Source organism: Pedobacter sp. G11, assembly GCF_003860265.1.
Taxonomy (GTDB): domain Bacteria; phylum Bacteroidota; class Bacteroidia; order Sphingobacteriales; family Sphingobacteriaceae; genus Pedobacter; species Pedobacter agri.
Window position 1 is genome coordinate 3,445,263 of record NZ_CP034190.1, and the last position, 25,949, is coordinate 3,471,211.

20 protein-coding genes are annotated in these 25,949 nt (G+C 39.2%); 14 read left to right on the plus strand and 6 right to left on the minus strand.

Translation table 11 applies throughout. The features are described 5' to 3' along the window. The 4 genes from EA772_RS14940 (at position 1) to EA772_RS14955 (ending at position 10,927) form a co-directional block, all read left to right on the plus strand. Positions 1-6,426, plus strand: coding sequence for a carboxypeptidase regulatory-like domain-containing protein (locus tag EA772_RS14940; protein ID WP_124913909.1), 6,426 nt, complete (start codon positions 1-3; stop codon positions 6,424-6,426). Between the two features lie 11 nt (positions 6,427-6,437). After that, positions 6,438-8,444 carry a fibronectin type III domain-containing protein gene (locus tag EA772_RS14945; RefSeq protein WP_124913910.1) on the plus strand — a complete coding sequence of 669 codons (2,007 nt, stop codon included), beginning with the start codon at positions 6,438-6,440 and terminating at the stop codon, positions 8,442-8,444. A gap of 19 nt (positions 8,445-8,463) precedes the next feature. Beyond that, the gene (locus EA772_RS14950) at positions 8,464-10,386 is read left to right on the plus strand and encodes an IPT/TIG domain-containing protein (RefSeq protein ID WP_124913911.1); all 1,923 of its coding nucleotides are present in this window, start codon (positions 8,464-8,466) and stop codon (positions 10,384-10,386) included. 172 nt (positions 10,387-10,558) lie between these two features. Continuing rightward, on the plus strand, positions 10,559-10,927 hold the full coding sequence (locus tag EA772_RS14955) for a response regulator transcription factor (protein WP_010599662.1): 369 nt from the start codon (positions 10,559-10,561) through the stop codon (positions 10,925-10,927). Between the two features lie 16 nt (positions 10,928-10,943). Here EA772_RS14955 and EA772_RS14960 read toward each other — a convergent pair whose 3' ends face one another. Continuing rightward, positions 10,944-11,462 carry an RNA polymerase sigma factor gene (locus EA772_RS14960; protein WP_010599663.1) on the minus strand — a complete coding sequence of 173 codons (519 nt, stop codon included), beginning with the start codon at positions 11,460-11,462 and terminating at the stop codon, positions 10,944-10,946. 294 nt (positions 11,463-11,756) lie between these two features. Then, positions 11,757-12,062, minus strand: a complete 306-nt coding sequence (locus EA772_RS14965; protein WP_124913912.1) for a hypothetical protein — start codon at positions 12,060-12,062, stop codon at positions 11,757-11,759. Between the two features lie 21 nt (positions 12,063-12,083). On the opposite strand from EA772_RS14965, the gene EA772_RS14970 reads away from it, so the two are divergent. The 6 genes from EA772_RS14970 (at position 12,084) to egtD (ending at position 18,563) form a co-directional block, all read left to right on the plus strand. Further along, on the plus strand, positions 12,084-12,476 hold the full coding sequence (locus EA772_RS14970; protein WP_124913913.1) for a hypothetical protein: 393 nt from the start codon (positions 12,084-12,086) through the stop codon (positions 12,474-12,476). Positions 12,477-12,542: 66 nt separating this feature from the next. Next, a complete protein-coding gene (locus EA772_RS14975; RefSeq protein WP_124913914.1) occupies positions 12,543-13,925 on the plus strand; it encodes a mercuric reductase in 1,383 nt (460 codons plus the stop codon). Further along, positions 13,918-14,871 (plus strand): ABC transporter ATP-binding protein, encoded by a 954-nt coding sequence (locus EA772_RS14980; RefSeq protein ID WP_124913915.1) that lies wholly within the window; start codon positions 13,918-13,920, stop codon positions 14,869-14,871. Before EA772_RS14975 ends, EA772_RS14980 begins: the two co-directional genes overlap by 8 nt. Continuing rightward, positions 14,864-16,438 carry an ABC transporter permease/substrate-binding protein gene (locus EA772_RS14985; protein ID WP_124913916.1) on the plus strand — a complete coding sequence of 525 codons (1,575 nt, stop codon included), beginning with the start codon at positions 14,864-14,866 and terminating at the stop codon, positions 16,436-16,438. Before EA772_RS14980 ends, EA772_RS14985 begins: the two co-directional genes overlap by 8 nt. Continuing rightward, the gene (gene egtB, locus EA772_RS14990; RefSeq protein ID WP_124913917.1) at positions 16,435-17,583 is read left to right on the plus strand and encodes an ergothioneine biosynthesis protein EgtB; all 1,149 of its coding nucleotides are present in this window, start codon (positions 16,435-16,437) and stop codon (positions 17,581-17,583) included. The genes EA772_RS14985 and egtB overlap by 4 nt, the downstream gene beginning before the upstream one ends. A gap of 5 nt (positions 17,584-17,588) precedes the next feature. Next, positions 17,589-18,563 carry an L-histidine N(alpha)-methyltransferase gene (gene egtD / locus EA772_RS14995; RefSeq protein ID WP_124913918.1) on the plus strand — a complete coding sequence of 325 codons (975 nt, stop codon included), beginning with the start codon at positions 17,589-17,591 and terminating at the stop codon, positions 18,561-18,563. Here the strand turns inward: egtD and EA772_RS15000 are convergent. Beyond that, entirely contained in the window at positions 18,560-19,633 is a 1,074-nt protein-coding gene (locus EA772_RS15000; protein ID WP_124913919.1) for an aminotransferase class V-fold PLP-dependent enzyme, read from the minus strand. The genes egtD and EA772_RS15000 overlap by 4 nt on opposite strands. A 79-nt stretch (positions 19,634-19,712) precedes the next feature. On the opposite strand from EA772_RS15000, the gene EA772_RS15005 reads away from it, so the two are divergent. Both EA772_RS15005 and EA772_RS15010 read left to right on the plus strand, forming a co-directional pair. Further along, complete coding sequence (locus EA772_RS15005; protein ID WP_124913920.1) at positions 19,713-20,189, plus strand: DinB family protein; 477 nt, start codon at positions 19,713-19,715, stop codon at positions 20,187-20,189. Positions 20,190-20,233: 44 nt separating this feature from the next. Then, the gene (locus EA772_RS15010; protein WP_124913921.1) at positions 20,234-20,611 is read left to right on the plus strand and encodes a VOC family protein; all 378 of its coding nucleotides are present in this window, start codon (positions 20,234-20,236) and stop codon (positions 20,609-20,611) included. Positions 20,612-20,654: 43 nt separating this feature from the next. Here the strand turns inward: EA772_RS15010 and EA772_RS15015 are convergent, their stop codons facing one another. Then, positions 20,655-21,851 (minus strand): acetate/propionate family kinase, encoded by a 1,197-nt coding sequence (locus EA772_RS15015; RefSeq protein ID WP_124913922.1) that lies wholly within the window; start codon positions 21,849-21,851, stop codon positions 20,655-20,657. Between the two features lie 7 nt (positions 21,852-21,858). Further along, positions 21,859-23,946 carry a phosphate acetyltransferase gene (gene pta / locus EA772_RS15020; RefSeq protein ID WP_124913923.1) on the minus strand — a complete coding sequence of 696 codons (2,088 nt, stop codon included), beginning with the start codon at positions 23,944-23,946 and terminating at the stop codon, positions 21,859-21,861. A 148-nt stretch (positions 23,947-24,094) separates the two neighbouring features. Here pta and EA772_RS15025 point away from each other — a divergent pair, with 148 nt between their 5' ends. Beyond that, positions 24,095-24,373 carry a SelT/SelW/SelH family protein gene (locus tag EA772_RS15025; protein ID WP_010599676.1) on the plus strand — a complete coding sequence of 93 codons (279 nt, stop codon included), beginning with the start codon at positions 24,095-24,097 and terminating at the stop codon, positions 24,371-24,373. Position 24,374: 1 nt separating this feature from the next. Here the strand turns inward: EA772_RS15025 and EA772_RS15030 are convergent, their stop codons facing one another. Next, positions 24,375-24,587: a hypothetical protein gene (locus EA772_RS15030; RefSeq protein WP_238533594.1), complete on the minus strand. Its 213-nt coding sequence runs from the start codon at positions 24,585-24,587 to the stop codon at positions 24,375-24,377. Positions 24,588-24,787: 200 nt separating this feature from the next. On the opposite strand from EA772_RS15030, the gene EA772_RS15035 reads away from it, so the two are divergent. Then, the gene (locus tag EA772_RS15035) at positions 24,788-25,864 is read left to right on the plus strand and encodes a PAS domain-containing sensor histidine kinase (protein ID WP_124913924.1); all 1,077 of its coding nucleotides are present in this window, start codon (positions 24,788-24,790) and stop codon (positions 25,862-25,864) included. Positions 25,865-25,949 lie beyond the last annotated feature (85 nt).

Sequence of the window (25,949 nt, forward strand, 5' to 3'; positions counted from 1 at the left end):
ATGAAAAAAGTTATCTATTTTATCGTATTCATTTTAGCATTGGCTTTTACACAGACACTAAAAGCACAGGTAGGTGTTTCCATTCGGATTTTACCACCTTATCCAAATCGAATTACCGATTACGAAAGCAGACCGCAACAAGTGCTGATCACCTTAACCAATCAATCGGCTGGAACACAGCAAATACAGTTACGTGCTGCGGTGGTGGGCGACAATGGCATTAGGTTGGAGGTGGGCAGAAATTATAAAAGCTCAGCTGCAATAACACTAGCACCTGGGCAGGTGCGCAACCTGAATGGGACTGATCTGGTTACGCTATTTGATTATAACCAGCTTACCTATACTGGCATTACCAAAGATGAATTTATCCGTGGAAATGGATTGCCGGAAGGCAGCTATCAGGTCTGTATGCAGGCTTACGATTACAACACCAATGCGCCAATAAGTGCCGATGAACCTGTGGGATGCAGTAACCGGTTTTCTATTAGCAGTTTGGAACCTCCGCTGGTAATTAAACCCCTTGACGGAGAGGAACTGAAATCAACAGTTGGAAATATTTTTACCATCAACTGGACAACTCCTCCAGGTGCACCACCATCAATCAGATATAAAGTGAGGATAATTGAAACTCAGGCCAATCGAAATCCAAATGATGCGTATTTGACAGCAGTGCCGCCATACTTTTTCGAAAAGGAGGTAATGGGCAATGTCTATGTTTATAATCCTGCAGATCCACAACTAACGGCAGGCAGACGATATGTTTTGGCGGTAACAGCTTTCGATCCGAATAATGGGTACACTTTTCGAAACAATGGAATTAGTCAGGTCAGTTCATTTATTTATAATTCTGCCGCTACCTCCTTTACGGAAACAAAATCTGAAGAAACTAAATCATCGCCTAAAAAACCGATGACCACCAATAGTATCAAAGGTAAGGCGCTTTGGGCTTTTAAAGCGAGTGAAGATAGCTATAAAGGCGTTATACCAAACAATAGTGGTGGTAGCGGAGGTAATCTGCTTTTTACTCCAGGTTTTAGCGATGTAGCAGCGGCTTTAAAGATGCCGGATGGATATGCAACTGCCGGACTTATCACAGCAACCACCACAACATCAAAACCAGGTTCTGCAAATAATAGTAATGCTTCAGTTGGTAAGGGAGTAATTGGCGGTATCGTTTATAATGCCTTTAATCCCTTAACAGATAATCCTTCAAATGTTCGCAATGCGATTACTACAGATAAAACCATTATTGCTGCGGCAGCAAATAATGGATATGTAAGCGCAGTTACGGCGAATGCCAATGCGTCGGTTTCTTCAGCCGTATTTGTAACTGGCCACCGAAAATTAGATTCGAGTGTTGATGCATCCAGTGGGATCGCCTCATCTGATAAAAAACCGCTTGCTGGCGCCACCGTAAAGATAATTGGCGTTCCAAACACAACACCGGCAATTTTAAATCCTTACAACGCAACTGTTCAAAAAGAACAGAAAAAACAGAAAGAGCAAACCAACTCGCAGTTCGGTATTTTCTCGTCCAAAAATAGCAAAGCAGTAACGCCAGGTTCACAGAAGGACGGTAAAAATACTAATGAACCGATTAATGGTAAAAAGAATGAAGTGAATTTCACCATTAAAAATCTTGAGCCTAATTTAATCGCTTCTGGCAAAACCGATGCTGAAGGTAATTTCGATGTGAATTTTGCTGACTTGAATTTCACCGGTGGAGACCGCTACAGCCAGATTAAAATTGTGGTGAGTAAAGGTGCTATCGAAGAGACTAAAATTATACCAGTAAGCATGCTGAAGAATACGGATATCGATTTGGGAGAAATCATTTGCCTGGCATCAACCTATCGTTATTCTCCAGTGATTGAACTGCCCCAAATTCAAGGGACAGAAAATGATAAAAAAAACATTGTAGTAAAAATCTATCGTGAAGATGCAGATGCCATTGCTTATCCTTTTTTAAATGATGATGGTAATTTATCATCCGACAGGAAAGTGAAAGAAACAGTTAATGGAAAAAGTATGGTTCTTGTTGCAGTAGATAGTGTGGCTGCCAGGAGCGGAGCTAGTTTCAAATTTGCGAAGTTGTTTCATAGCATTAATTATACGGTTAAACTCAGTACGGGTGGAAACATCACATCAACATCAGGTGGTTTAAAAGTGGCTGATGTTGAATTGTCAAATACACAAGTGGTGAACGTAAAACCAACTTACCAGCTGATTGCGCTTCCTCCGGCTATTGTTGGTTCGGTTCAATTATCACTACAAAATGGTTTCGCATCCGTTAAGGATGCTATCGTTAAGGTTGTATTTAATAAAGATGATGTTGAAGAATCAACTGTGCAAGGGTCGCCTTTTGTAAGTGTTGGAGCAAGTCAATACAGTAGTCAGTTGGTGGCAGGTATTTCTATTGCAAATACAAATGTGCAGGCCAGTAAGCCAGCACAAACCATTGCAACAACTAAATCAACCTCTACGGGAAATTTTTATACCAGTAATCTTGTAAATTCAACCTTGGGCGGTGGAAAAAATACTCTTGCAGCTAATCTTAGTACATCATTTCCAGGCGGCAACGCGATAGACAGAATGCTTGTAGATATGGCTTATGCGTCGAGAACTGATAGTGCCGGTAATTATGCTATTGGTAATTTACCACGATTAAAAGAGGGAAAATCGTTTACTGTAAAACTCATTCAGGTTCCTGCGGAGTTTAAGAATCTTAAGATTGATCCATCAAACGAGATTATCGTTAACAGGGTTTTAGATGGCGAGCAAAAAGACGTTTCCTTCAGGATAAAACCCGAATTGGTACAGGTTGCGGGTAGAGTAGTTGCTGAAGATAAAAAAGCTTTAGGCAATGCCAGGCTCAATTTTGAAGGTTCAACGGATATTTTTACTTCAGGAGAAACCGGCTTGTTCAGCACTACTTATTTTCCGGGAACGCATTATTTGATCATTAAAAAGGAAGGTTATGTAAATGAACGAATCCAGGTGATCATTCCTGCAAAATCTACTGGAAACAATAGTGGTAACGGAACAGCGGGCAATTCCGTTCAGCTGCCAGGCAATGTATTGGAGTCTGCACATATTTTCAAAAACGATAAAATTTACGAAGATACACGGGCGGTTAATCTTAAAAACACACAGGCCAACGCAGTTGATTTAAGTATTCAACTGATGAATACTCCAACCGTTAAAAACGAACTGGCTAGAGGAATTTCGTTTTCACCAGTATTGTTTGGCGTCGCTGCTTCTCAAAGTGTTGCCACTTTCAATAACTCTGGTATTAAATCTTTTTCTTCGCCTGTTGCACCAACAGTTACGAATGTTTCGGGCTCGGGTGCGAAATTGGTTAACTATTCATCATCTAATTTCAGCTCGACCGCCAGTTTGAATAGCAATGTAGTTGGGGCCTTGTCAGAGCTGTTTGACAATACTTTAACGGGCTCAAATTATGGGTCGAATACGCTTACCACGCTTGATTTAGGTGATGTTGGCTTTTTGAAAAGAAAACTAGGTAAAATTAGATTTAAGATAACTGATGCCGAAACAAATGGGGCAATTGCCAATGCACAAATTAAGCTTTTTGATACCACGGGAGTTACCGATAGCAAAGGAGAATGGTTTTACGTAGGTTTCGGCGGCGATGCGAAAGTTTCGGTTACAGCGCCAGCAGGCAGTGCTTACGTAATCGTTGAGGAAAGTTTACTCATCAACGAAAATGGTAGTGAACTGCCGAAAACGATTAAACTCCAAAAAGGGATAAAAGTTAGTGGTTTTGTAAGAAATAATAATTCGGCGGTTAGCGGTGCTACCGTTAAAGTAGAAGAAAAACCTTATCTCTTAACCACTACTGATGCAACAGGTGGTTATAGTCTATATCTTCCAAAGGGTAGCTTCCAGTTGAAAGCTTCAAAATCAGGTTATATCGCTAAAACGGAAACCGTAAATACAAATAGCGGCGCTGTACAAAAAGATTTTGCATTGGCCGATGGTGGTGGAAGGAACATTGCCAAAATTTTAGGCTTTGAAGTTGAGCTCGATCAAATGGTTCAGGAAGGCAACGGATATCGGGTTTCTGGCGCCTTTGTAAACCTTATCCCTGCTTTGAGCGATTTGAAGGCTATCGGCAATATCAAATTGCAGTTCAGTAATGCCAAAATCAACTTCGATGCAAATAATAACGCGGTTCCGGAAGGTAATAAAATTGTAACCGACGAACTTTCATTATCCTTCAAGTTGCTGAATTTTATTCCGGTTGCCATTAAATCGCAAAACGGAATAATTGTAGAATCCGATGGCAATGGTGGCGGCAAAGTTATAGGAGAAGTAGAAGCAAACATGACAGCCATACAAGGTAGCCGTGGCTGGAGTTTAATCAATGCTGCGGTTAAACTGGTTCCTGAAAATGTTACAGCTTCCAGCTCTGTAACGTTGTTTAGCTCTGCGGGCACTGCTCAAACTGCCATAAAATATAAAATCAAAGGTCCGCAGGCAGGTTGGCAGGGCAGCGTTTACGGCTTTAAATTTTTGGCCCAAACCGAGCAATCGTTCATCGATAAAGATGGTTTACATTTTGTTGGCGAAATACATACGCCGGATTTAGGTCCGATTAAATCTTCTGTTTTTAAAATTGAAGAATTTGTTATTGGCTCTGATTTATCGGTAAAACGCGTTAAAGTTTCGCAAACCAACTTGCCCGCTATTAAAATATTAGATTGGAGTGCTACGCTGGCTTCTTTCTTATTTAATGAAGATGGATTTAAAATTGGCGGCAAAATGGTGATTAAAGTACCGGCATCTGGAACTTCGAACATCGATTTTTCTGATGTTTCCATAAGTCGCGATATGTTTTTTGGCGGGAAATTTATCATCCCAGAATCTGGAATAAATATTTTCAACATTGTAAATCTTAAAAAGGGTGCTGCTCCAATTTCTTTCGGCCAGGTTCCAAACCAGTCAGGAGTGTACAAGTTAGGTGGTTCTGGTAAAATTAAGTTTACCAAGTTCTTCACCTCGGAAATCAATATTCCAATTTTTGAAGTGCATACCAACGGACGCTTCCTGGTAGATGCGCCTGTAAATTTCGAATCTGACCTGACATTTGCAAAAATTAAAGTTCAAGCCATTAAGTTTGACAATACGAGCGGCACTCCGCTGATCGGTATCAAGGGCGCCCTTTCGGTTGATGTACCCTTGTTGAGTTTGAGCGCAGCAGATATTTCCTTCAAAAATAGTGGCGGCGGTGTAAGTGTCTCAGTTGGCAAAATCAAGGCATCGCTGGATGTACCGGTATTGAAAACCGAGATTGAGGTTGCCATGAATGATAAAGGTTTTGAAGGTGGAGGTAAACTCGGAATACCAGGCACGACAATCGACGCAGCAATCAAGTTTCATTATAAGAAGGTTAACTCCGGAATCGATTTTGGTGCCAGTTTCGATGCTAATGTATCAATACCGATAGGTTTTGTAACCATAGAAGGTGTAGGAGGCGGATTTAGATATAACACCGCTACCAAAGATTTTATGGTTGATATTAACGGCGCACTTTCCATTGCCAATTTAGGTACTGCAATCAAACTGGATCCAATTGGCTTAACTGTTCGCAGCGGACCTATATTTGAAGGTTATGGCACTGTGGTAATCGGTACAGCCTTGAACGTAGCGCAGGCCAGAATGAAGTTGGATTTTCCTGAGGCAACATTTAGTATCGCCATTGATGCACAAATCGAACCCATAAAAGGTTTAGCAAAGGCAAAAATTCAAGGCGATTTAATCATCAGTTTGAAAAATGACGATCGTTTTGCCTTTTTAGGCTGTAGCATGGAGGCCAATTTATTAGGCTTAATAAAATCAAATGGAGAATTCGCACTGGGTGTGGGTGTTAAAAACCCAAGTACGCGTGGCGATAGGGTAAGTCATTACTTCCAAAATGTAGATACGAGATATGTAAAAGATGTTTTCTCAGGAATATATGTGAATACATATTCTAAAATGGGTATTCCAAAAGAAAAACCACTCGAATTTAAAGTGCTGATTGCGAGTTTGAAGTTCTGGTATTCGACCGAAGCAAGTGCAAAATTGATTTTCAATTTTGCAGAAAATAGCTACCTCATTGGCGTAGCGGGCAATATGGGTGGTGGATTTGAAGCTTGTTTGCTTTTCTGTGCAGGCATTAACTACCAGGCAGGATTCGAATTTATGGGCGGAAGAAACGATGCAGACGGGTGGTTTTTCAGCGGAAAAGCACATGGAAGAATTGAATGTAAATTAGGTGGTTGCAGCCCAAGTTGTAATGATGTTGACTTCGGCGTTTTATGTGGAATGGGAGTAAAACTCTGTGCAGGAGGAGGAGCGAAGATCACCTTCAAGGAGAAGGCTGCAAAGAAACTTGATTTAAGCTTTTACGTTGATTTATAACCGGAAAAATTATGAAAACAATTATCACAATTTGTCTCTCTATTATTTGCTTTTGGGTGAAGGCACAAGAACCAACAAATACAGGGGTAGAAATGGGCCAGTTAATGCCTGGCAAAAATGCAGTGTATGGCATCGTTCCTTCCGAAGAAGGCCGATCAAGTTTTAATAGCTACAAAGGCATGGTTAAACAGTTTGATGTTTATAAAGATGAAAATGGGAGCGGAAACTTTAAAAAAATAAATACACTAACCTTTCCAAGTTCATTTGATGATTTTACTAAACGTGCTGGAACCGTTATCGCTGATGCTGTTAAGAATGCACTCGAAGTAACAGACGGTAGCACGGCTTACAAACAGTTGCAATCTGGCAATATCAAAAGTTTGGGTATGTTCCTTATTTCAAAGGAGTTTTTAAAGGGAATGGGTATGATGTGGGAAGATGAAAATATTAAAAACAACAACCCCTCAACAGGATATCGCGTAGTAAAGGTAAATAGTGATGGGAAAGAACAAATTCTGTTTACCCAAAAGATAAATGAGGTAAAACGAGTTCCTTTTGGAGCCTATCGTTTAAAAGATTTAGTGAACGCAGACAGTGTGATTCAACTTACCTGGACCGCCAAACTAACCAATGCACCGGCTGTGTTTGGTAAAATTTACAGGTTAAAAAATGGCGAAAAATCATATCAGTTAGTTAATCCACCTTCATTGTTTTATTCAGTGAATGATACTTCCAAAACATTTTATGCAGAGGATGTAGAACCAGGTCAATTATATCGCTATTATGTTGTTCCTGAAGATTTTGCGGGTAACCAGGGCCTACCATCCGACACCGCCTATGCAATTAGTAAATCTTTTAGCCAGATCAAAGGCATCGCTAATCTTTCCATTAAAGATTCATTAAAAGGTGCATGGTTATCATGGAAAGCGCTGCCGAATGAAGGCATTTACACAGGTGTGCAAATTTTGAAATCCAGAAAGTCTACAGATGGATTTATTGAGGTAGCCACACTTTCAGCAACAGATAGTTCGTATTTTGATAAAGCAATTTTGCCTAATGTAACCTATCATTATCAGGTTCGCCCACTCACTATCCAGGTTAAAGGCTACACCTTGCTTCCTGCAGCAACGGCAAATATCGCTGTGAAAAGTCAGCAGGATACACCGATGGCGCCACAAGGTTTAAAGGTATGGCAAGATAGTACGGCTCAGGTGAAATTATTTTGGGATGTAAATCCTGAGATTGATCAGTTTGCTTATTATGTACTCAGAGGAACCTCGAAAGACGATATGAGGATTGTTTCGGGTGCGTTGCGTACCAATACCTATACAGATTCCCTGCAAAATTTAAACGGACAAAGCACTTATTTTTACGGTATTCAGTTGATGAATATCTCTCAGAAAATGAGCGAGGTATCATCGCCGGTAATGTTTAAACCTTTAAAAGTCGAATTCGTTCCTTATCCATCTGGTTTGGGGCTAAGGTATGCCGATGAAGCAGTCAAAATCTTTTGGGAAAACATGATCGAAAAGAATGATGACATTGTGGGTTACAGGATTTTTCGAAAATTAAGAACTGAAAAGGAATTCAAGTCACTAAATGAAGCCCCTTTAAGAACTACGGTTTTTAATGATACTACTGCAGCGCCTGGTTACGATTATGATTATGCTGTTTCAGCTGTGAATGCGTCGGCAAATCAAAGTATTTTATCACCTGTAAGCACTATCACCATCCCGCTAACAGCAGTTTTAGCAGCACCTGCAGATCTTTATCTGATCAATAAACCTGAGGGCATTTATGTTTCATGGCCAGCGCATAATAACTTAAAGCTCACAAATTCCATCTACCGGAAATCTAATCTTGACAAAGAATTCAAACTCATTGCCAATGTAGAAACCAGTGATTTTTACATTGATGCTTCCGCACAAAAAGGTGCGCTATATAGTTATCGGATTGTGGCTAAAACCAAACTAGGTGTCAGTGAGCCAGGTATTGAAAAATCAATAAGAAGAAATTGAAAAATTAAATACTGATGAAATGATTTACAAAAATAGTATTTATGGCTTATTGCTGGTGGTGCTGGCAATGTGCTTTTCGCAATGCGCAAAAAAGTTCGAATATGAACCTACAGATAATTCTGCTGTAATTGACAGTATTAGTCCGCGTAGAGGTACGGAAAATACTCAGGTACGCATTTACGGAAAAAATTTTCCCGTGGATACGGCCAAGGTACGGGTGCTATTTAACAATAAGCAAGGACTCATTATCGAAAAATCAACCAATAACGTCATTTTGGCAACAGTACCTTATGAGGCCGGAACAGGTAACGTTATGCTGCAAGTAAATGGCCAGGCAGTTAATGGACCAACATTTACTTACGATTTTGACTCACCTGTAATTTTAGAGGTACTACCTTTAACAGGTATTGTAGGAACGGAAGTAACCATCAACGGGCGTAAGTTCAGCGCAACGGCTGCCAATAATCAGGTTACCATAAACGGAGTTTCAGCTACTATCACCAAATCATCTACCGTTCAGTTGATTGCGCAGGTGCCTGAAGCAAAAAACGGACCTCTCACTGTTACCTCCAATAGCATTTCCAATCAGGGGCCGGTGTTTAAATTTATTCCCCACATTACAAGCCTTGATAAAGGAAGTGGTTATGTTGGTGATGTAATTAAAATCGCTGGTAGATATTTCGATGCCGGACCAAACCTTAACGTAACTTTCAATGGCGTAACTGCAGCCGTTAATTCAGTAAATAGTACAGGCATTGAAGTTAAAGTACCTGCCTCCACATCTGGAAATGTAATGGTCACCGTTGATGGAGTAAGTAGCAATACGCAACCGTTTACATACAAAATTGCACCAACTATTACAGGCTTAAGCAAAACATCGGCTTTTGCACAAGATACCCTGACGGTATTTGGCGCCAATTTTATCGGTGCTGCTGCTCCAGTGGTATCGTTTAATGGAAGTGTAGCAACGGTGCTGAGTCATTCTGCTAATCAGATTAAAGTACAGATACCGGCGGGTACCAATGGCAATGTGCTGGTAACCGTTGACGGTGTAGCCAGCAATGCCGTTCCATTCAGTTACCTGCAAAATATTGTGGCAAGCAGTTTAAACCAGGCGTCGCCCGTGTTACGCAATGTTTCCGGAATTGATGGTGCTACAGTGGTGATTAAAGGGGATAGCTTCGGTGCACAAACAAATGGCATCCGGGTTACGGTCGGTAATCAGAATGCACAAGTGGTAAGTGTTGATGATGGAAACGTTACTTTCCTGTCACCAAGTTTTTCATCTTCTCAGCCCAATGTTCAACAAATAAAGATTTACCGTAACAATGTGGAAGCCAGTTATCCAAACGGAAATTTAACATTTACCTACCTTGAGCCCACAATACTGTCATCAAGTTGCACCATAACGCCATCAGGCTTCTTAGGTTTTTCGATGTTAACGTTCGTAGTAAGTGGAAATAATTATAATGCAACAGCGGCTAATGCCAATTTCGAAATGTTTATCGATGGTATAAAATATCCGGCCGTAGTAAATGCAAATGTTGCTACAATTACCATGACGCAGCCAACCGGCGCCATAAAAAATGGTTATAACATTCAGGTGAGGAATAAGTGGGGTGCTTTTATCTCAGCATTTCAGCGTAATATAACCTTGAGTGGTTTTTCAAGAAGTTTTGTAAATAACACGAATTGGATGACCATAGTAGGAGATGGGTTTGGTAATACTGCAGAAACAGCAAGGTCAGTTAGTATTTATCGGATCAATAATGGAGTAAAGGAAACTGTAAATATAAATAGCATCATATCCTGGAGTGATGACCGGATTGTTGTAGAATTTCCAAGTTATATCGATGATCGAACCTATGGCGTTGAAGTTAAGATAAATTTAAAAACAGCAAGTAAGGAACAGTTTTTAAATCTCCTTCCGGATGTGAACTAGTATAATGTTATTTTAGAAAGGCTCTGGGGGATGGAGGTCTTCATTCCCCAGAATATTTAAACCTTGGCAACATATTCTTTTCTGGTGGATTTTTTATTAAAACCTAAAACAAATTTGCATTTTAGCGGTTTATCACTGATTACGCAGTAAAACTAATTTGAACTAAGAATTTATGGGGAAGAAGATATGCCTGCTCGAAGACGATCAGGGCATTAAAGAAATTATTGAGCTTATTTTAACAGAAGAACAATACGAAGTTTACGGCTTCTCCAACGTTAAAGAGTTTATGGCTTTTGATGGTAAAGCATCACAAGACCTTTATTTACTTGATGTGAAGCTTCCAGACGGTAACGGCATTGAGGTTTGCGACATGCTGAAAAACAGCGATGCCACTAAAGATATTCCTGTAATGATGATGAGTGCCCATGCTGCTTTAAGTGAAATGAAAAAACAATGTGGCGCAGAAGATTTTATTGCAAAACCATTTGATATTTTCGACCTATTAAAAAGAGTTGATGCTTTTGTAGGCCCTTCTAATTAACAGATTTAAATAAATTTTATAAAGTGTAATTGCCTCTGTAGTTCTTTAAATACTTTTTCAGTTCTATTCTGGCCTGATGGATGTGCGTTTTCACTGTCCCAATTGGAATACCCAATTCCTCCGCAATTTCATGGTATTTATATCCTTCAAAATACCGTTGGAAAGGAATGCTATAGTTAGGATGAATACTGCTTAATGCTTTTTGAATATCACCCATCACAAACTTTCCTTCTGAAGCATTTTTAGATGAACTTTTTAAAAGATGCGCACTTGAAATATCCTCTTCAGTTGTAATCAGTTCATTACGCTTTTGATCTTTCCTGTAGTTATTGATGAAAGTATTCCGCATAATAACATAAAGCCAGCCTTTAATATTTGTTCCTGCATCAAAATTATGGCAAAATCTAATCCCTTTTAAAAGTGTATCTTGAACAAGGTCCTTAGCTTCATCTTCATCTTTTGTGAAGCGCATGGCATGCAAGTGTAAAGAAGTTGCGTGTTCGTCCGCATTTCGGCTAAATTCTAGTTGATCCATTATTAGTGGTAGTTAAAAACATTAAGTCATTAGCGTTGCGTCGCCAGGGATGACCTTTTATTAACAAAAAATTGCCACATTTAGTTTCAAAAATATATTCAAAGATTGCCTTTAGGTAGTATTTGGGGTATTAGTACCTAAGTTATTGCTCAATTTATTAACGATAAGTATCTGTTTTAAAATAACATGGTGATATTTCATGTTGGAAAACAAATAATTGAATAAAAACTCGCCATAAATTATATGGAAGTAATAATTTCGAGAAGAAATAAAGATATTTGAATAAACGGAATACTAACCAGTGGCAGATAATTGTTGATCAAAATCTTTTACCAGCGTTAAATCGTATCGTTTGTATTCGTAATTAATAGCAAGTTCACGAAGTTGATTAATCTCTGGAGTAAAAATGGAGTGAGCGTTTTTAATCTCAGAAAGTTGCTGAATTTTTTGAATAACTATTTTATAGTCATGGTCGGTTAGAATCTGGTCCATTTTGTTTTGTGTTGAGCTGCCTAATTTCAGAATGATAACAGGAATGAGCTTATAAAAGTTTTCTACACGTGTTAATTTCGTTGAATAATAAGCCAGAAACCTTTTCAACTAAAATTGTGTTTTGTAATTATGAAAAAGCATACTGCACAAAATATTGCCAGAGTTATATTAGGAACAGGATTAATTGTTGCCGGCATTGGTCATTTAACTTTTGCACGAAAGGAGTTTCAGGCGCAAGTGCCAAATTGGGTTCCATTGAAAAAAGATGATACTGTAGTCGCTTCAGGAGTTGTGGAAATTGCAATGGGTGCTTCTCTGGTACTTGCGCCGCGAAAATATAGACCTGCTGTAGGGATTTTGGCTGCATCATTATTTGTTGCAGTATTTCCTGGAAACATTTCTCAATACCTTAACAAACGCAACGGATTTGGATTAGATACTGACGAGAAAAGATTGATGAGGTTATTTTTTCAACCTGTGCTTATTTATTGGGCATTAAAAAGCACCCAAAGGAAGTCATAAAACTATAATCTATGACAGTCAAACAATGCCTGGCTTTTCTAGTTTTATTTCTGTAAAAGGAGAAATATGAAACACTACGACGCAATTATCATTGGGGCAGGACAAGCAGGAACACCATTGGCTAAGAAGTTAGCGGAATCGGGCATGAAAACCGCAATTATCGAAAAAAGGATAGTAGGTGGAACCTGTATTATTGATGGCTGTACACCCACCAAAACGATGATTGCCTCTGCAAGGGCTGCTTTCCAGGCTCGGACTGCCGGTAAACTTGGTGTTGTGATTCCGGATGTAAAAGTTGATCTAAAGAAAATCATCAAAAGAAAAAATGAGATCGTCGACTTATTTCAGGCTTCAGCCGAAAAAGGGATTAAAACCACGAAAGGTTTGAAATTATATCTTGGTAAGGCTTCTTTCACCGGAACAAAGGAGCTAAAGGTAGAAATGAAGGATGGAAAGACAGAAAACTTAAGTGCAGATCTTATTTTCATAAATACTGGTGCAAAGACGATTATTCCTGATATACATGGGCTAAAAGATGTAGATTATCTTACCTCTACCTCAATTTTAGATATTGAGGAAATTCCGGAGCACCTGGTAATTATAGGCGGCAATTATATAGGTTTGGAATTCGGACAAATGTTTGCTCGTTTTGGTAGTAAAATTACTGTTCTGGAAAAGGCGCCACATGTTCTGGCGAAAGAAGATCAGGAGATTGCGGATGAAATATGTAAGGTACTTGATAACGAAAAAATCGAAGTTTTGACATCAGTTACCATTGAATCAGTAACGAAAATCAAGAGTGGTCTATCTGTAAGAATTGAAGATGAATCAGGAGCAAGAAAAATTAATTGCAGTCATATTCTTGTGGCAGCTGGTCGGAAAGCACAAACAGATGATCTAGGCTTAACCTATTCTGGAATAAAAAAAGATGATAAAGGTCACATCATCGTAAACGAAAAGTTAGAAACCAATATAAAGGGTATTTATGCTTTGGGCGATGTAAAGGGCGGTCCGGCATTCACGCATATCGCATACAACGATTACACTATTGTTTATCGCAATTTAATTGAGAAAACAAAGCTCACCACAAAAAACCGACCGATTCCGTATTGCATGTTTACTGATCCGCAATTGGCAAGAGTTGGCATTTCAGAAACTGAAGCGAAGGAGCAAGGTTTAAATTATAAAGTGGCGCTTTTACCGATGGCAAATGTAGCCCGGGGGATTGAAACTGGCGAAACTTTTGGTTTAATGAAAGCAGTTGTTGATGCGAAAACCAAACAAATTCTGGGTGCTGCTGTCATCGCAGCCGATGGCGGAGAAATTATGTCGGTTTTACAAATGGCTATGCAAGGGGGAATTACTTATGAAGATATTCGATATGGCATTTTTGCACACCCAACCTATAGTGAATCTTTGAATAATCTTTTTATGAAATTAGATGATTAAAGTTGAGGCGGTAAGCAAAAGTTATGGCAATACGCTCGCTGTTAAGCAAGTTTCCTTTGAAGTATCGGAGGGAGAAAATCTTATTTTGCTTGGCACCAGTGGATGCGGTAAAACCACCACGCTTAAAATGATTAACCGGTTAATTACGCCGGATGCTGGAAACATCCTCGTTAACGGAAAAGATATTGCGAAGGAAAAACCTGAAGTATTGAGAAGAGGAATTGGTTATGTGTTACAAAACACAGGATTATTTCCACACTATACTGTCGCAGAAAACATCGCCATTGTTCCTAAATTATTAGGTTGGACGAAAGAGAAAATCAAATCAAGAAGTAATGAAATCATAGAAAAACTTCACTTATCTGAGAAATATTTATCCGCTTACCCAGGCGAACTTAGTGGTGGTCAGCAGCAACGTGTAGGTTTAGCCAGAGCATTGGTTACAGATCCTTCTGTTTTGTTAATGGATGAGCCCTTCGGAGCGCTTGATAATGTAACCAGAACGAGCATCAGAAAAGAATTTAAAGGATTAGAGGAATTGAAGCGAAAAACGATGGTAATGGTTACTCATGATATTCATGAAGCGTTTGAACTTGCAGACCGGATTTGCCTGATGAATAAGGGGGAGATTGTTCAAATTGGAACGCCAAAGGATTTGCTTTATAAACCTGTTACTGAATTTGCTAAAAACTTTCTGGCCAGCGAAAAGCTTTCATTGGAATTTAAAATTATCTCGCTGGATGATATTTGGGATTTGATTCCATCATCCGAACCTGTAAGCGCAACCTCTCTATCTTCTTCGATAAGCGTTTGGGATGCGATGGATAAGTTACAATCAGCACCATCTTTTGTAGTAAAAAATCCATCTGGCGAACAGAAAAATATCGCTTTCAGCGCAATCACCGAGGCATTTAAACGCTATCAAAAAAAGCAATCTCATGAGTGAAAATCAGCAGAGCCTGTGGCAATTCATGTCCGAGCAATCTGATAAACTGCTCAACCAAACCTTTCAACATGTAGGCTTAACTTTTATTTCTCTTCTTTTCGCCGTACTTATCGGTTTGCCACTCGGTATTTTAATTGCCAGGAAAAGAAAAATTTCGGGTTCTGTTCTGGCCTTTGCGGGTGTGCTTCAAACCATTCCGAGCATAGCCCTATTGGGTTTCATGATTCCTTTGTTGGGCATTGGTGCTAAACCCGCTATTGTAGCTTTGCTTATTTATGCATTGTTACCCATTATCCGAAATACCTATACCGGAATTGTCGGCGTAGATGCAAGTATTCGGGAAGCTGCCAAAGCAATGGGAATGAACAATTGGCAAATACTTTTCAAAGTAGAACTTCCGTTGGCCATGCCCGTTATTTTAGCAGGCATCAGAACAGCAACGGTAATTAATGTTGGTGTGGCAACACTGGCATCTTACATTGCGGCAGGTGGTTTGGGTGAATTTATTTTCGGTGGAATATCTTTAAATAACACCAATATGATTTTGGCTGGAGCTATCCCGGCGGCAGTTTTAGCGATTGTTTTAGATGGTCTGCTCGCTTTGCTGCAAAATTTAAACTTTAAAAGGTTGCGCGAGGTTCTGCTTGTTTTACCAATTTTTCTACTCATTTTGAGCGGCTTTTATTTGCTGCCAAAAGCATACGGAAGTTCACTTACAGCTGGTTTTACACCCGAGTTTATGGGGCGGCAAGATGGCGATTTGGGTTTAAAATCAGTGTATGGGTTAAAAATACATACCATCGTAATTAGCGATGCAGTAATGTACAAAGCTGCTTTTGAAAAGGAACTGGATGTAATTAGCGGCTATTCTACTGATGGAAGATTAAAAGCCTTCGACCTCACAATTTTGAAAGACGACCAGCGCATTTTTCCACCTTACTATGCGGCACCGATTGTTCGGGAATCTTCATTAAAAAAGTTTCCGGAACTTGAAAAAGTATTGAATTTACTTGCAGGCAAAATAACCGATTCAATCATGACGGATCTGAACTATAAAACAGATCAACTGCACCAAAGTCCGGAAAAGGTAGCGAAAGATTTCCTGATCAGTCGGAATCTTTTTAAAGTTTCGAAAAATGGAAAAGCGGGCATAGTTCGCATTGGATCAAAGATTTTTGGTGAGCAATATATCCTGGCGGAAATGTACAAAATGCTTATTCAGGGAAATACTGATTATCAAGTAGCTACTAAAACGGGTTTAGGCGGTACGAAAATTTGTTTCGATGCTTTGGTGAATGATCAGATTGACTTTTATCCTGAATATACCGGTACCGGATTATTGGTTTTGCTGCAACCCAAAGCTGAATTTGCAAAGCAGATAGCGCATGATAAAGATAAAACTTACCGCTATGTAAATGACGAGTTTCGTAAGAAATTTCAGATCAAATGGTTAACGCCTATTGGGTTCAATAATTCTTATGCATTAATGATGCGGAGAAAACAATCGAAAGAACTGGGTGTTTATACCATCACAGATCTTAAGCAATATCTGGATAACAACAAATGAATTTTATTGAAGAATACTTGCGCATAAGAAAGCATTCTGAACAAATATGTGAGCCTTTGCAAACGGAGGATTATGTTGTTCAACCGATTGCAGATGTAAGTCCCCCGAAATGGCATCTTGGCCATACCACCTGGTTTTTTGAAACATTTATCCTCAAGGCTTTTTCTGCAAACTACCAGGAATTTAATCCAGAGTTTAATTATGTTTTTAACAGCTATTATGAAACTGTAGGGGCCAGGGTTATCCGCACCGATCGCGGAAATCTGAGCAGACCAAGCGTTAATGAAGTTTATCAATATCGTGCCTATGTAGATGAGGCCATGCAAAAATTACTTTCCTGTCCGGTTGATGAAAAGCTAACTGAATTGCTGATTCTGGGCTTCAACCATGAACAACAACATCAGGAATTATTGCTTACTGATATTAAATATATTCTGGGCAACAATCCTTTGTTTCCGGCTTACTCAACAGATTGGAGGGATACCACAGAATCAGTCTCTGGAAATGATATGATCAACATCACTGAAGGTATCTATGAAATAGGATATAAGGGTGATGGCTTTAGTTTTGATAATGAATTATCGCTACACAAAGTCTACCTACCTCCCTACTCCATTAGTGCCAATCTGGTCACTAATCATGAATATCTTGATTTTATCAATGCTGGCGGATATCAGGATTTTAGTTGCTGGCATGCAGAAGGGTGGGATTGGGTAAAAAACAACCAGATTAGTGCACCTATGTACTGGAATGAAATTGATGGACAGTGGCATCACTACACCCTAAATGGCTTACAGAAACTTAATTTTGATGCGCCAGTAACGCACATAAGTTATTATGAGGCTTACGCTTATGCCAGTTGGAAAGGTTTACGTTTGCCCACAGAATTTGAATGGGAAATAGCAGCGCAAAAATTTGATTGGGGCAAAAGATGGGAGTGGACAGAAAGCGCATACCTGCCATATCCAGGTTTTAGCAAAGCTCCAGGTGCAATTGGCGAATACAATGGCAAGTTTATGGTCAATCAAAAAGTGTTGCGTGGCGCATCTGTTGCTACACCGCAGGGCCATGAACGTATTACTTACAGAAATTTCTTTCATCCACATTTGAGGTGGCAGTTTACTGGCATTCGATTAGCAAAATAATTTTTATGGATACGATGATTACAAAACGTATGGTTCCGGTTGGTTCGCAGTTTTTGAATGATGTTTTAGCTGGTTTACAAGCTGAACCAAAATTTTTAAGCTCAAAATATTTTTACGATGAAAAAGGCGACCAGATTTTTCAGCAGATTATGGAAATGAAAGAATATTACCTTACCGATTCGGAAATGGAAATTCTTCAGGAACAATCGGCTAAGCTGGCTACTTTGATTTCCTTAGATGGGGATGCTTTCGATTTAATTGAACTTGGCGCAGGTGATGCCACCAAATCCATTCATTTGCTGAAGGCTTTGCTTCAGGCGCAGTTGAATTTCACTTACCTACCTATCGATATTTCTGCTCATGTAATCGCTGATTTAGAAGAAAATTTGCCTAAAAAATTACCTGATCTGCAAATTGAAGGTTTGAACGGTGATTATTTTAAAATGCTGGAAAAGGCAAAGGCTATATCCAACCTTCGAAAAGTAGTTTTGTTTATGGGCGCTAACATTGGCAATATGGATTTAGCAGAAGCAGAAAACTTTTGTCGTGATTTGCGGGAGGAGCTTTCTCCAAATGATTTGTTAATTATTGGATTTGACCTGAAGAAAAATCCGCAACAAATTTTAGCCGCTTACAACGACCCGACCGGAATTACACGCTCTTTTAATCTCAATCTGCTCAATCGAATTAACAGAGAACTGGATGGCGATTTCAATATTTCAAATTTTGATCATTATGCTTCATACGATCCGGAAACTGGCGCATGTAAAAGCTATTTAATTAGCTTGAACGATCAACGTGTAAATATTGGCGATGAAACCATTCACTTCAATAAAAACGAACACATTTACATGGAAATTTCACAAAAATATTCACTGGAGGATATTGATGCATTAGCGAGTAAAACAGGTTTCACGCCAATGCACCGCTTTTTCGATCGTCAGGAATATTTTGTTGATGCCGTTTGGAAAGTGGATTAATTTTTCCCGTCAATCACATCCAGCAACTGTTGTAAATCATCCACCGTATTATAAAAATGGAGTGAAAATCTTGTACCGGCACCTCTTGCTGAGCATAAGATTTTGGCATTCGCCAGATTTTCGACCATTTCTGTTTTTAAAGGTAAACTGATAATGGTCGATTGACTCTCCCTTTTGATCATCCATTCTGGCAGCAAACCCCTGTTGTAAAATTCTGCTCTGGCTTGATTACAAAGTAGTTGATTGCTTTTTTCAATAGCTTCAAATCCGACAGATTGCAAGAAATTGAGGCTATAGTCAAGCGAACCAAAATTAAGAGTGTCTAAATGGCCAGGCTCGAAATTCATCGCTAAATGGCTTTTACCTTGTAAAAAAGGCGCAGTAGGTAAGGTTTCAGTAGATTTTTCCTGATAAAGTACATCAATAAGCTGATCTGATAACATACAAAAACCATTTCCAAAGCCCGAAAGGAGCCATTTATAACCACTGGAAAGTATGGCATCCAATCCCGATTCTGCGAAGTTAAATGTTTTAGTGCCACAAAATTGGGTACCATCGGCAATAAGCAGCAGCTGCGGATAACTTTGTTTTATTTGTTTAATGAAGCGCTCTGATAATTTATAGCCGCTGATATATTGCACCATGCTGAACGCAAATGCTGTAGGTTTGAATGATTCAATCGCTTTCAAAATATTTTCTTCAAGATTTTCATCAATCGAAACTTCTTGAAATTCAAAACCACTGGATTTTACAGGATAGGCTACAGAAGGATAATCTTCATTCAGCAACAAAAAGCGCTGGTTTTTCGCCAGGCCGTTTAACAAAGTATTAAAGCCAAAAGAAAAGTTCGGTATCAGAAATACGTTTTTAGCCTGAAAAATTTCAGATAGTTTTAGCCTTAGTTTTTCTATGGTGGTGGCGCTTTCTAGTCTAAAATTACTGCCTCCAGCTAAATATTGCTGATCATGCTGCTGACGCCATGCTATTAATGGTTGATATAAAATTCCGGAATAGGCGGTATTAAAATAAGTATATTCTTTAAGTACAGGGAAAATATCTTGAAAGTTCATATTCAAAAGTACTAGAAAATAACTACTCCAAACCATCAGCTTTCTATTTTGTTAAATCTTGGAAACATTTATCAATCTTATGGAAAATAAGACCTTAACCCTCATCAACGAACTCAAAAAATTGTTAAGTGGAGGCGGAGCACACGTGGGTTTAAAAGATGCACTTGCTGATTTAAGTATAGAACAGGTTTCGCAAAAACCCCATCAATTACCCTACAGCATTTGGCAGTTAGCGGAGCATATCCGGATTGCACAATGGGATATGCTGGAGTTTAGTAAAGATGGAAATCATCAATCGCCGAAATGGCCGGATGAATATTGGCCTAAAGAAGTTGGACCTGAAACTGAAGAAGCCTGGAATAAAACCATTGCCAGCATTGAAAAAGATCTCTTGGAATTTATCGAACTCATAGAATCTGAAGATCTTTACCAAGAAATTCCACATGGACAAGGGCAAACACTTTTACGCGAAGCATTGCAAATAGCCGATCACAATGCCTATCACATTGCAGAAATTATTGTGATCAGAAGATTGATCGGCGCCTGGAAAAGCTAACTGAAGACAACGCTCTAAATATTGTCTAACTAATTTTTATAATCATGTTGCAAACAAGCAAAGCATTCAGTTCTTTTTCTGTGAAAAATATAGAAGAAGCAAAAGCATTTTATGAATCAATCGGTTTACAAACCAAAGTTGGAGAAATGGGTATATTGGAGTTGGTAATAGATGGCGCCGAAAATATTATGCTTTATCCAAAAGATGATCATGAACCTGCAACCTTCACCGTATTAAATTTTCCGGTAGCAAGTATCGAGCAAGCCGTCGATGATTTGATCGCTAAAGGTGTAAAATTTGAACAATATCATTCGGAATACATTAAAACCGATGAGAAAGGAATATCAAGAGGATCGGAGGGACCTCAAATTGCCTGGTTTAAAGATCCTTCTGGAAATATTTTATCCGTTTTAGAAGTTTAAACAGAAATCCCTCATCAAAAAAAAATCTGATGAGGGATTTTTTTTACGCCAGTAACCCAAAACACTGGTGAGCAATTTCATACTCTTCATCGGTTGGAATAACCAGGATTTTTACTTTTGAATCAGCTGAACTAACATCCGCAATTCCACCGGAATATTCCAGATTGCTTTCTTTGTTCATGTTAATACCGAGGTAGTTCAATTCTTCACACACTGCTGCCCGCATCGATTTGTCGTTTTCGCCAACACCAGCGGTAAAAACAATGGCATCCAAACCATTCAAAATGGCTGCATAAGCTCCAATAAATTTCTTAATGCGGTAAGCATACAATTCCAGCGAAAGTATTGCGCCATCTTTACCTTCAGCAGCAAGTTTGCCTATATCACGCATATCGCTCGATCCACCTACGCCCAATAATCCCGATTGTTTATTGAACAAAGTGCTCAATTGATCTAGGCTGTAGCCTGCATGTTCAATCAAATGAAAAATAACCGATGGATCGATATCACCAGATCGTGTACCCATAACCAAACCGCTCAATGGTCCAAAACCCATGCTGGTATCAATGGATCTACCATACCGAACGGCAGTCATACTGCAACCATTGCCCAAATGTATGGTGATGATTTTCGAATCTTTTTTATCTAACCACTTAATGGCTTGCTCGCTTACATATTTGTGGCTAGTGCCGTGGAAACCATAAACCCTAATGCCATGCTCTTTATAATATTGGTCGGGAATGGCATATCTGAATGCCTGTTGTGGGATGGTTTGATGAAATGCGGTGTCAAATACGGCCACTTGCTTCGCATTTGGAAAGGTTTGTTCAGCTACCTCAATGCACTTTAAATTTACCGGATTGTGGAGCGGTGCCAGCGAAAATAGTTTTTTAATCTGCTTTTTGACATCCTCAGTAATCAACGTTGGGCCTGAAAAATGTTCCCCGCCATGCACTACCCGGTGGCCTACGGCTGCAACATCATCAGGACTGGTAATTACCGCCTGTTCGCCTTCTGTTAGTAGGGCCAAAACCTGGGTCAATCCATCAGCATGATCAGCAATGAAATCGGTTTTCTCGGTTACAAATTTCTCTGCTCCGCTAAATACAGTATGTTTAATATATGATCCTTCAATCCCAATGCGTTCCACCAGTCCGCTACAGATGGGGGCTTTCACTGGCATTTTAAAGAGTTGATATTTTAGGGAGCTACTCCCTGAGTTGATGACTAGAATGTTCATGTTAATTTTATAAATCCTGGCATTGTATTGCCGTAATCACTACCGTGTTAAAAATATCGTCTACCGTACAGCCACGACTTAAATCATTAATCGGCTTATTCAAACCTTGCAACATTGGGCCGATAGCTAAAGCACCGGTTTCCCGTTGTACTGCTTTGTAAGTGTTATTTCCTGTATTCAGATCAGGAAAAATCAATACACTCGCTCTTCCGGCCACTTCTGAATTCGGCATTTTCTGTCTGCCCACAATTGGATCAACTGCTGCATCATATTGAATCGGACCTTCAATTTTCAACTCCGGGTATCTTTCCCTCACAATTGCAGTAGCTTCTCTAACACGTTCCACATCTTCGCCTTCACCAGATGTGCCTGATGAATAGGACAACATGGCGATTCTTGGCTCAATACCAAATTTGGCACTGCTTTCGGCTGATGAAATGGCTATCTCAGCAAGTTGTTGGGCAGTAGGGTTTGGGTTTACGGCGCAATCGCCAAAAATGGCTACACGTTCCGGCAAACACATAAAAAATATGGATGACACAACTGAAACACCTGGTCTGGTCTTAACAAATTGTAACGCAGGGCGGATGGTATGTTGCGTGGTATGCACCGCACCAGAAACCATTCCGTCGGCATCTCCTTTGTAAACCATCATGGTGCCGAAATAGGATACATCGGTCATCATATCGCGGGCCATCTCCAGGTTTACGTTTTTAGCCTTGCGCAATTCGTGTAATGTTTCTACGTATGCATCGTATTGCGCTGAATGGGCAGGATTATGAATGTGAATGGCGTTTGCATCTAAATTCAAGCCAAGGCGTTTAATTGAATTTCCAATTTCTAACGGATCGCCCAACAAAGTAATGTCTACAATATCCTGAGCAATTAGTTTTTCTACCGCTTTTAATATCCGTTCGTCATTTCCCTCTGGCAGAACGATATGTTTTTTCTCTCGTTTAGCCCACTTTACCAATTGGTACTGGAACATATGTGGCGTAATGCCCTGATAACTAAAAGTGATAATTTTATCATCAAGTGCTTTTAAATCAACATGTTTTTCGAAAATATCAATCGCCAGCTCAATTTTCTTTTTGTTATCGATCGTAATTTTAGAGTGGATGGAACCAATAGTTGTAGTAGTTTCAAACGTGCCTTTTTGTACCGCAATAATTGGGATGATGGTTTGCAAACCTTCAATTAATTTAATCATCGGCTCATCCGGCAAGCTGCCTGCAGTGAGCACAATGCCGGCGATTTTTGGATAGTTAGCTGAAAGATTGGCCTGCAAGGAGCCAATGATGATATCGCCTCTATCTCCAGGTGTTACTATTAACAAATTATCCTTAATATGCCTTAAAAAATTAGGCAGCATCATCGCACCAGTTACAAAATTATCAACCTGGTTATCCAATAAATCCGCACCAAATAAAACCTCAGCGTCTAAAGCTGCTGCAATTTCTTTCATTGTAGGGCTTTGCAAGCCGCTTTCAATAGGAATTACAGCAATTAGTAATTCAGGTGGTAATTGATTGGTTAATGCTTGTTTAATTCGTTCAGCTTCTTCCGGATTAACCATATTGGCCACAACACCCAATACCTGAACATCTCTCAACAAAAAGTTTCGGTATATATTAATGGCACTTTTAAATAACTGACTTGCTGTTTTTCCTTTGCTGGAAACTACAATTAATACAGGGGCGCCGAGGTTTTTGGCCATCAGGGCGTTTGATTCAAATTCAAAAGCACTGCCTTCGCCAAGGAAATCGCTGCCTTCAATTACCGTAAAATCATAATTATCTTCCAGCTTTTTATATTTGCTAATGATGGTATTGATAATCGTTCCGCTATCTTCTGCCTGGTGAAGCATGTCCTGTCGTGTAAATGCGAAAGCATCTTCATAACGGATAGGAAGTGAAAAATAGTCAAGCATGGCTTCAACGTGTTCATCCCTTTTATTAGGATCTTCTTGAGCAATGATAGGCTTGAAATAACCTACTTTCTGGGTTTTAGCCAGCAGCATATTAATCATGCCAAATGCAATCACTGATTTTCCGGTATAGGGTTCTGCAGATGCGATAAAGATGTTTTTCGTCATAAAAAATAGGATAATACTGATTACAATAACCAACTTTCGCCAATATAGTTGATAATTTTTTAAATCTATATTAAAAAATAAATCCGCCGGATTTAGCTCAATCATAGAAACGGCGAAGCTTAAGAAAAGATATCTTTATATTGGCAACATGAAACCCATTATCACTATTGAATATTGCCCGAAATGCGGCTGGATGCTTCGATCGGCTTACATGGCGCAGGAATTATTACAAACTTTTACCGACGAAATTAAGGGCGTAATGTTGGTTCCAAGTGAAACCGGTGGAGCATTTTACGTTTTTGCAGATGACCTTTTGATTTTTGACAGAAAGGCGATGGAGCGATTTCCTGAGATAAAAGAACTAAAACGTTTGGTTCGGGATCATGTTAGTCCGGAGAAGGATTTGGGGCATAGCGATCATAAATAAACTATGCATTTGATTCAATAATTAGTTTTAAGGTTTTTAACCTGTAAATTAATGGCTGATTGACTTTAGAGGTTAGATTAGCCTTTAAAGGCTGGAAGTGGCTTTGCAGAAAATGATCGTAATCCGTTATTTCAGTGGCCTGGTTTAAAAAGATCGGCACTTGTTGTTTGCCAGCATTGGCGAAAAAATCTTCCAGCTCCTGGAGTTCCTGCATTGTCATGAGGTAAAGTTACAAATGAAAACTCAGTCCATTTCCAAAAAATTACAATTTGTTTTTAAATCGCTAACGCTCAGAAAGATCAGCCCTATTCATAACATCCATACCTGATGATAGGCTTTTTATAAATAAATAAAACCTTTTTTACTAATCTGCGTTTCAGATTTGCCTAACTATCCTAATTGAAATGCATCCGTATGAATGAAACAAGCAGCGAATTATTTTGCAAAATTGGTGAAAGTTCTAACGATGGTTATTTCATCTATAACTTACAAACCGAACAATTTATCTATGTAAATGCTGGCCTGGCCAAAATTTGGGAAGTAGACAAAGAATCCATTCTAAATCACCCTCATTTACTTTTTGAATCTGCACATGATGATGACCGGGAACATATCGTTTCCTGTTACGAGGAATGCCTCGAAGATATGGCGGCAAAAAAGTATGAGTTTCGTTTGAGTTTTCCAGGCAACAGGGAGAAATATGTAAAAATAAGCATCTATCCATTTAAGCAGTCGGAAATAATTTTATGTGGTAATGTAGAAGACATTACGGTTGAGCGGCATAATAAACTACACATTGAGCAGATCAACTACCGAAAAAACATCACACTCGAGGTATTGTCTCACGACTTAAAGGAACCTTTGGGAATGATGAAATTAACGGCGTCATCAATGGAAAGGGGCATAGCCAGTACCGGCGATAAGGAACTGAAGGAATCGCTTCGGTTTATGATGGACATGTGCGATCGGAATACGCGTTTAGTGAGGAGTGTGATCAATCATGAGTTTATCAAATCAAACGAAGTGGAAATTAGTAAAGATCGTTTGGAATTGGTTTGGGAGCTAAAAGATGCTTTAAGGTATTACCGCCGGTCGCAGCTTCGGGCAGTAAGGAATTTTAAATTTAAAAGCAATAAAGATAAAATCTACCTTCCGCTTGATGGTATGAAATTTTTGCAGGTAATCAATAACCTCGTATCAAACGCGATAAAATTTACTGATGAGAATGGCACAATTGGTATTGCGGTAAATGATTTGGGTGAAAGTGTAATCATTTCGGTATACGATAATGGAAGAGGAATACCCGAAGAAATCAGATCAACTTTGTTTGAACGAGGCGAGCAAGGTTTTAAGGCGGGCTTGCAAGGCAAAGATTCTGGTGGGTTGGGCATGGGCATTATCTATAATATTGTCAAGCTTCACAGCGGTAGGATTTGGTTTGATACCGAAACCGGAAAAGGGACTACGTTTTATGTAGAATTACCCAAATAAATACTTGAATTGGCACAAAAAGACCATTATTCAGGCTTCTTGAAAATGGCCTGTTTTCTGAATTACATTCCTTCAATTATATTTG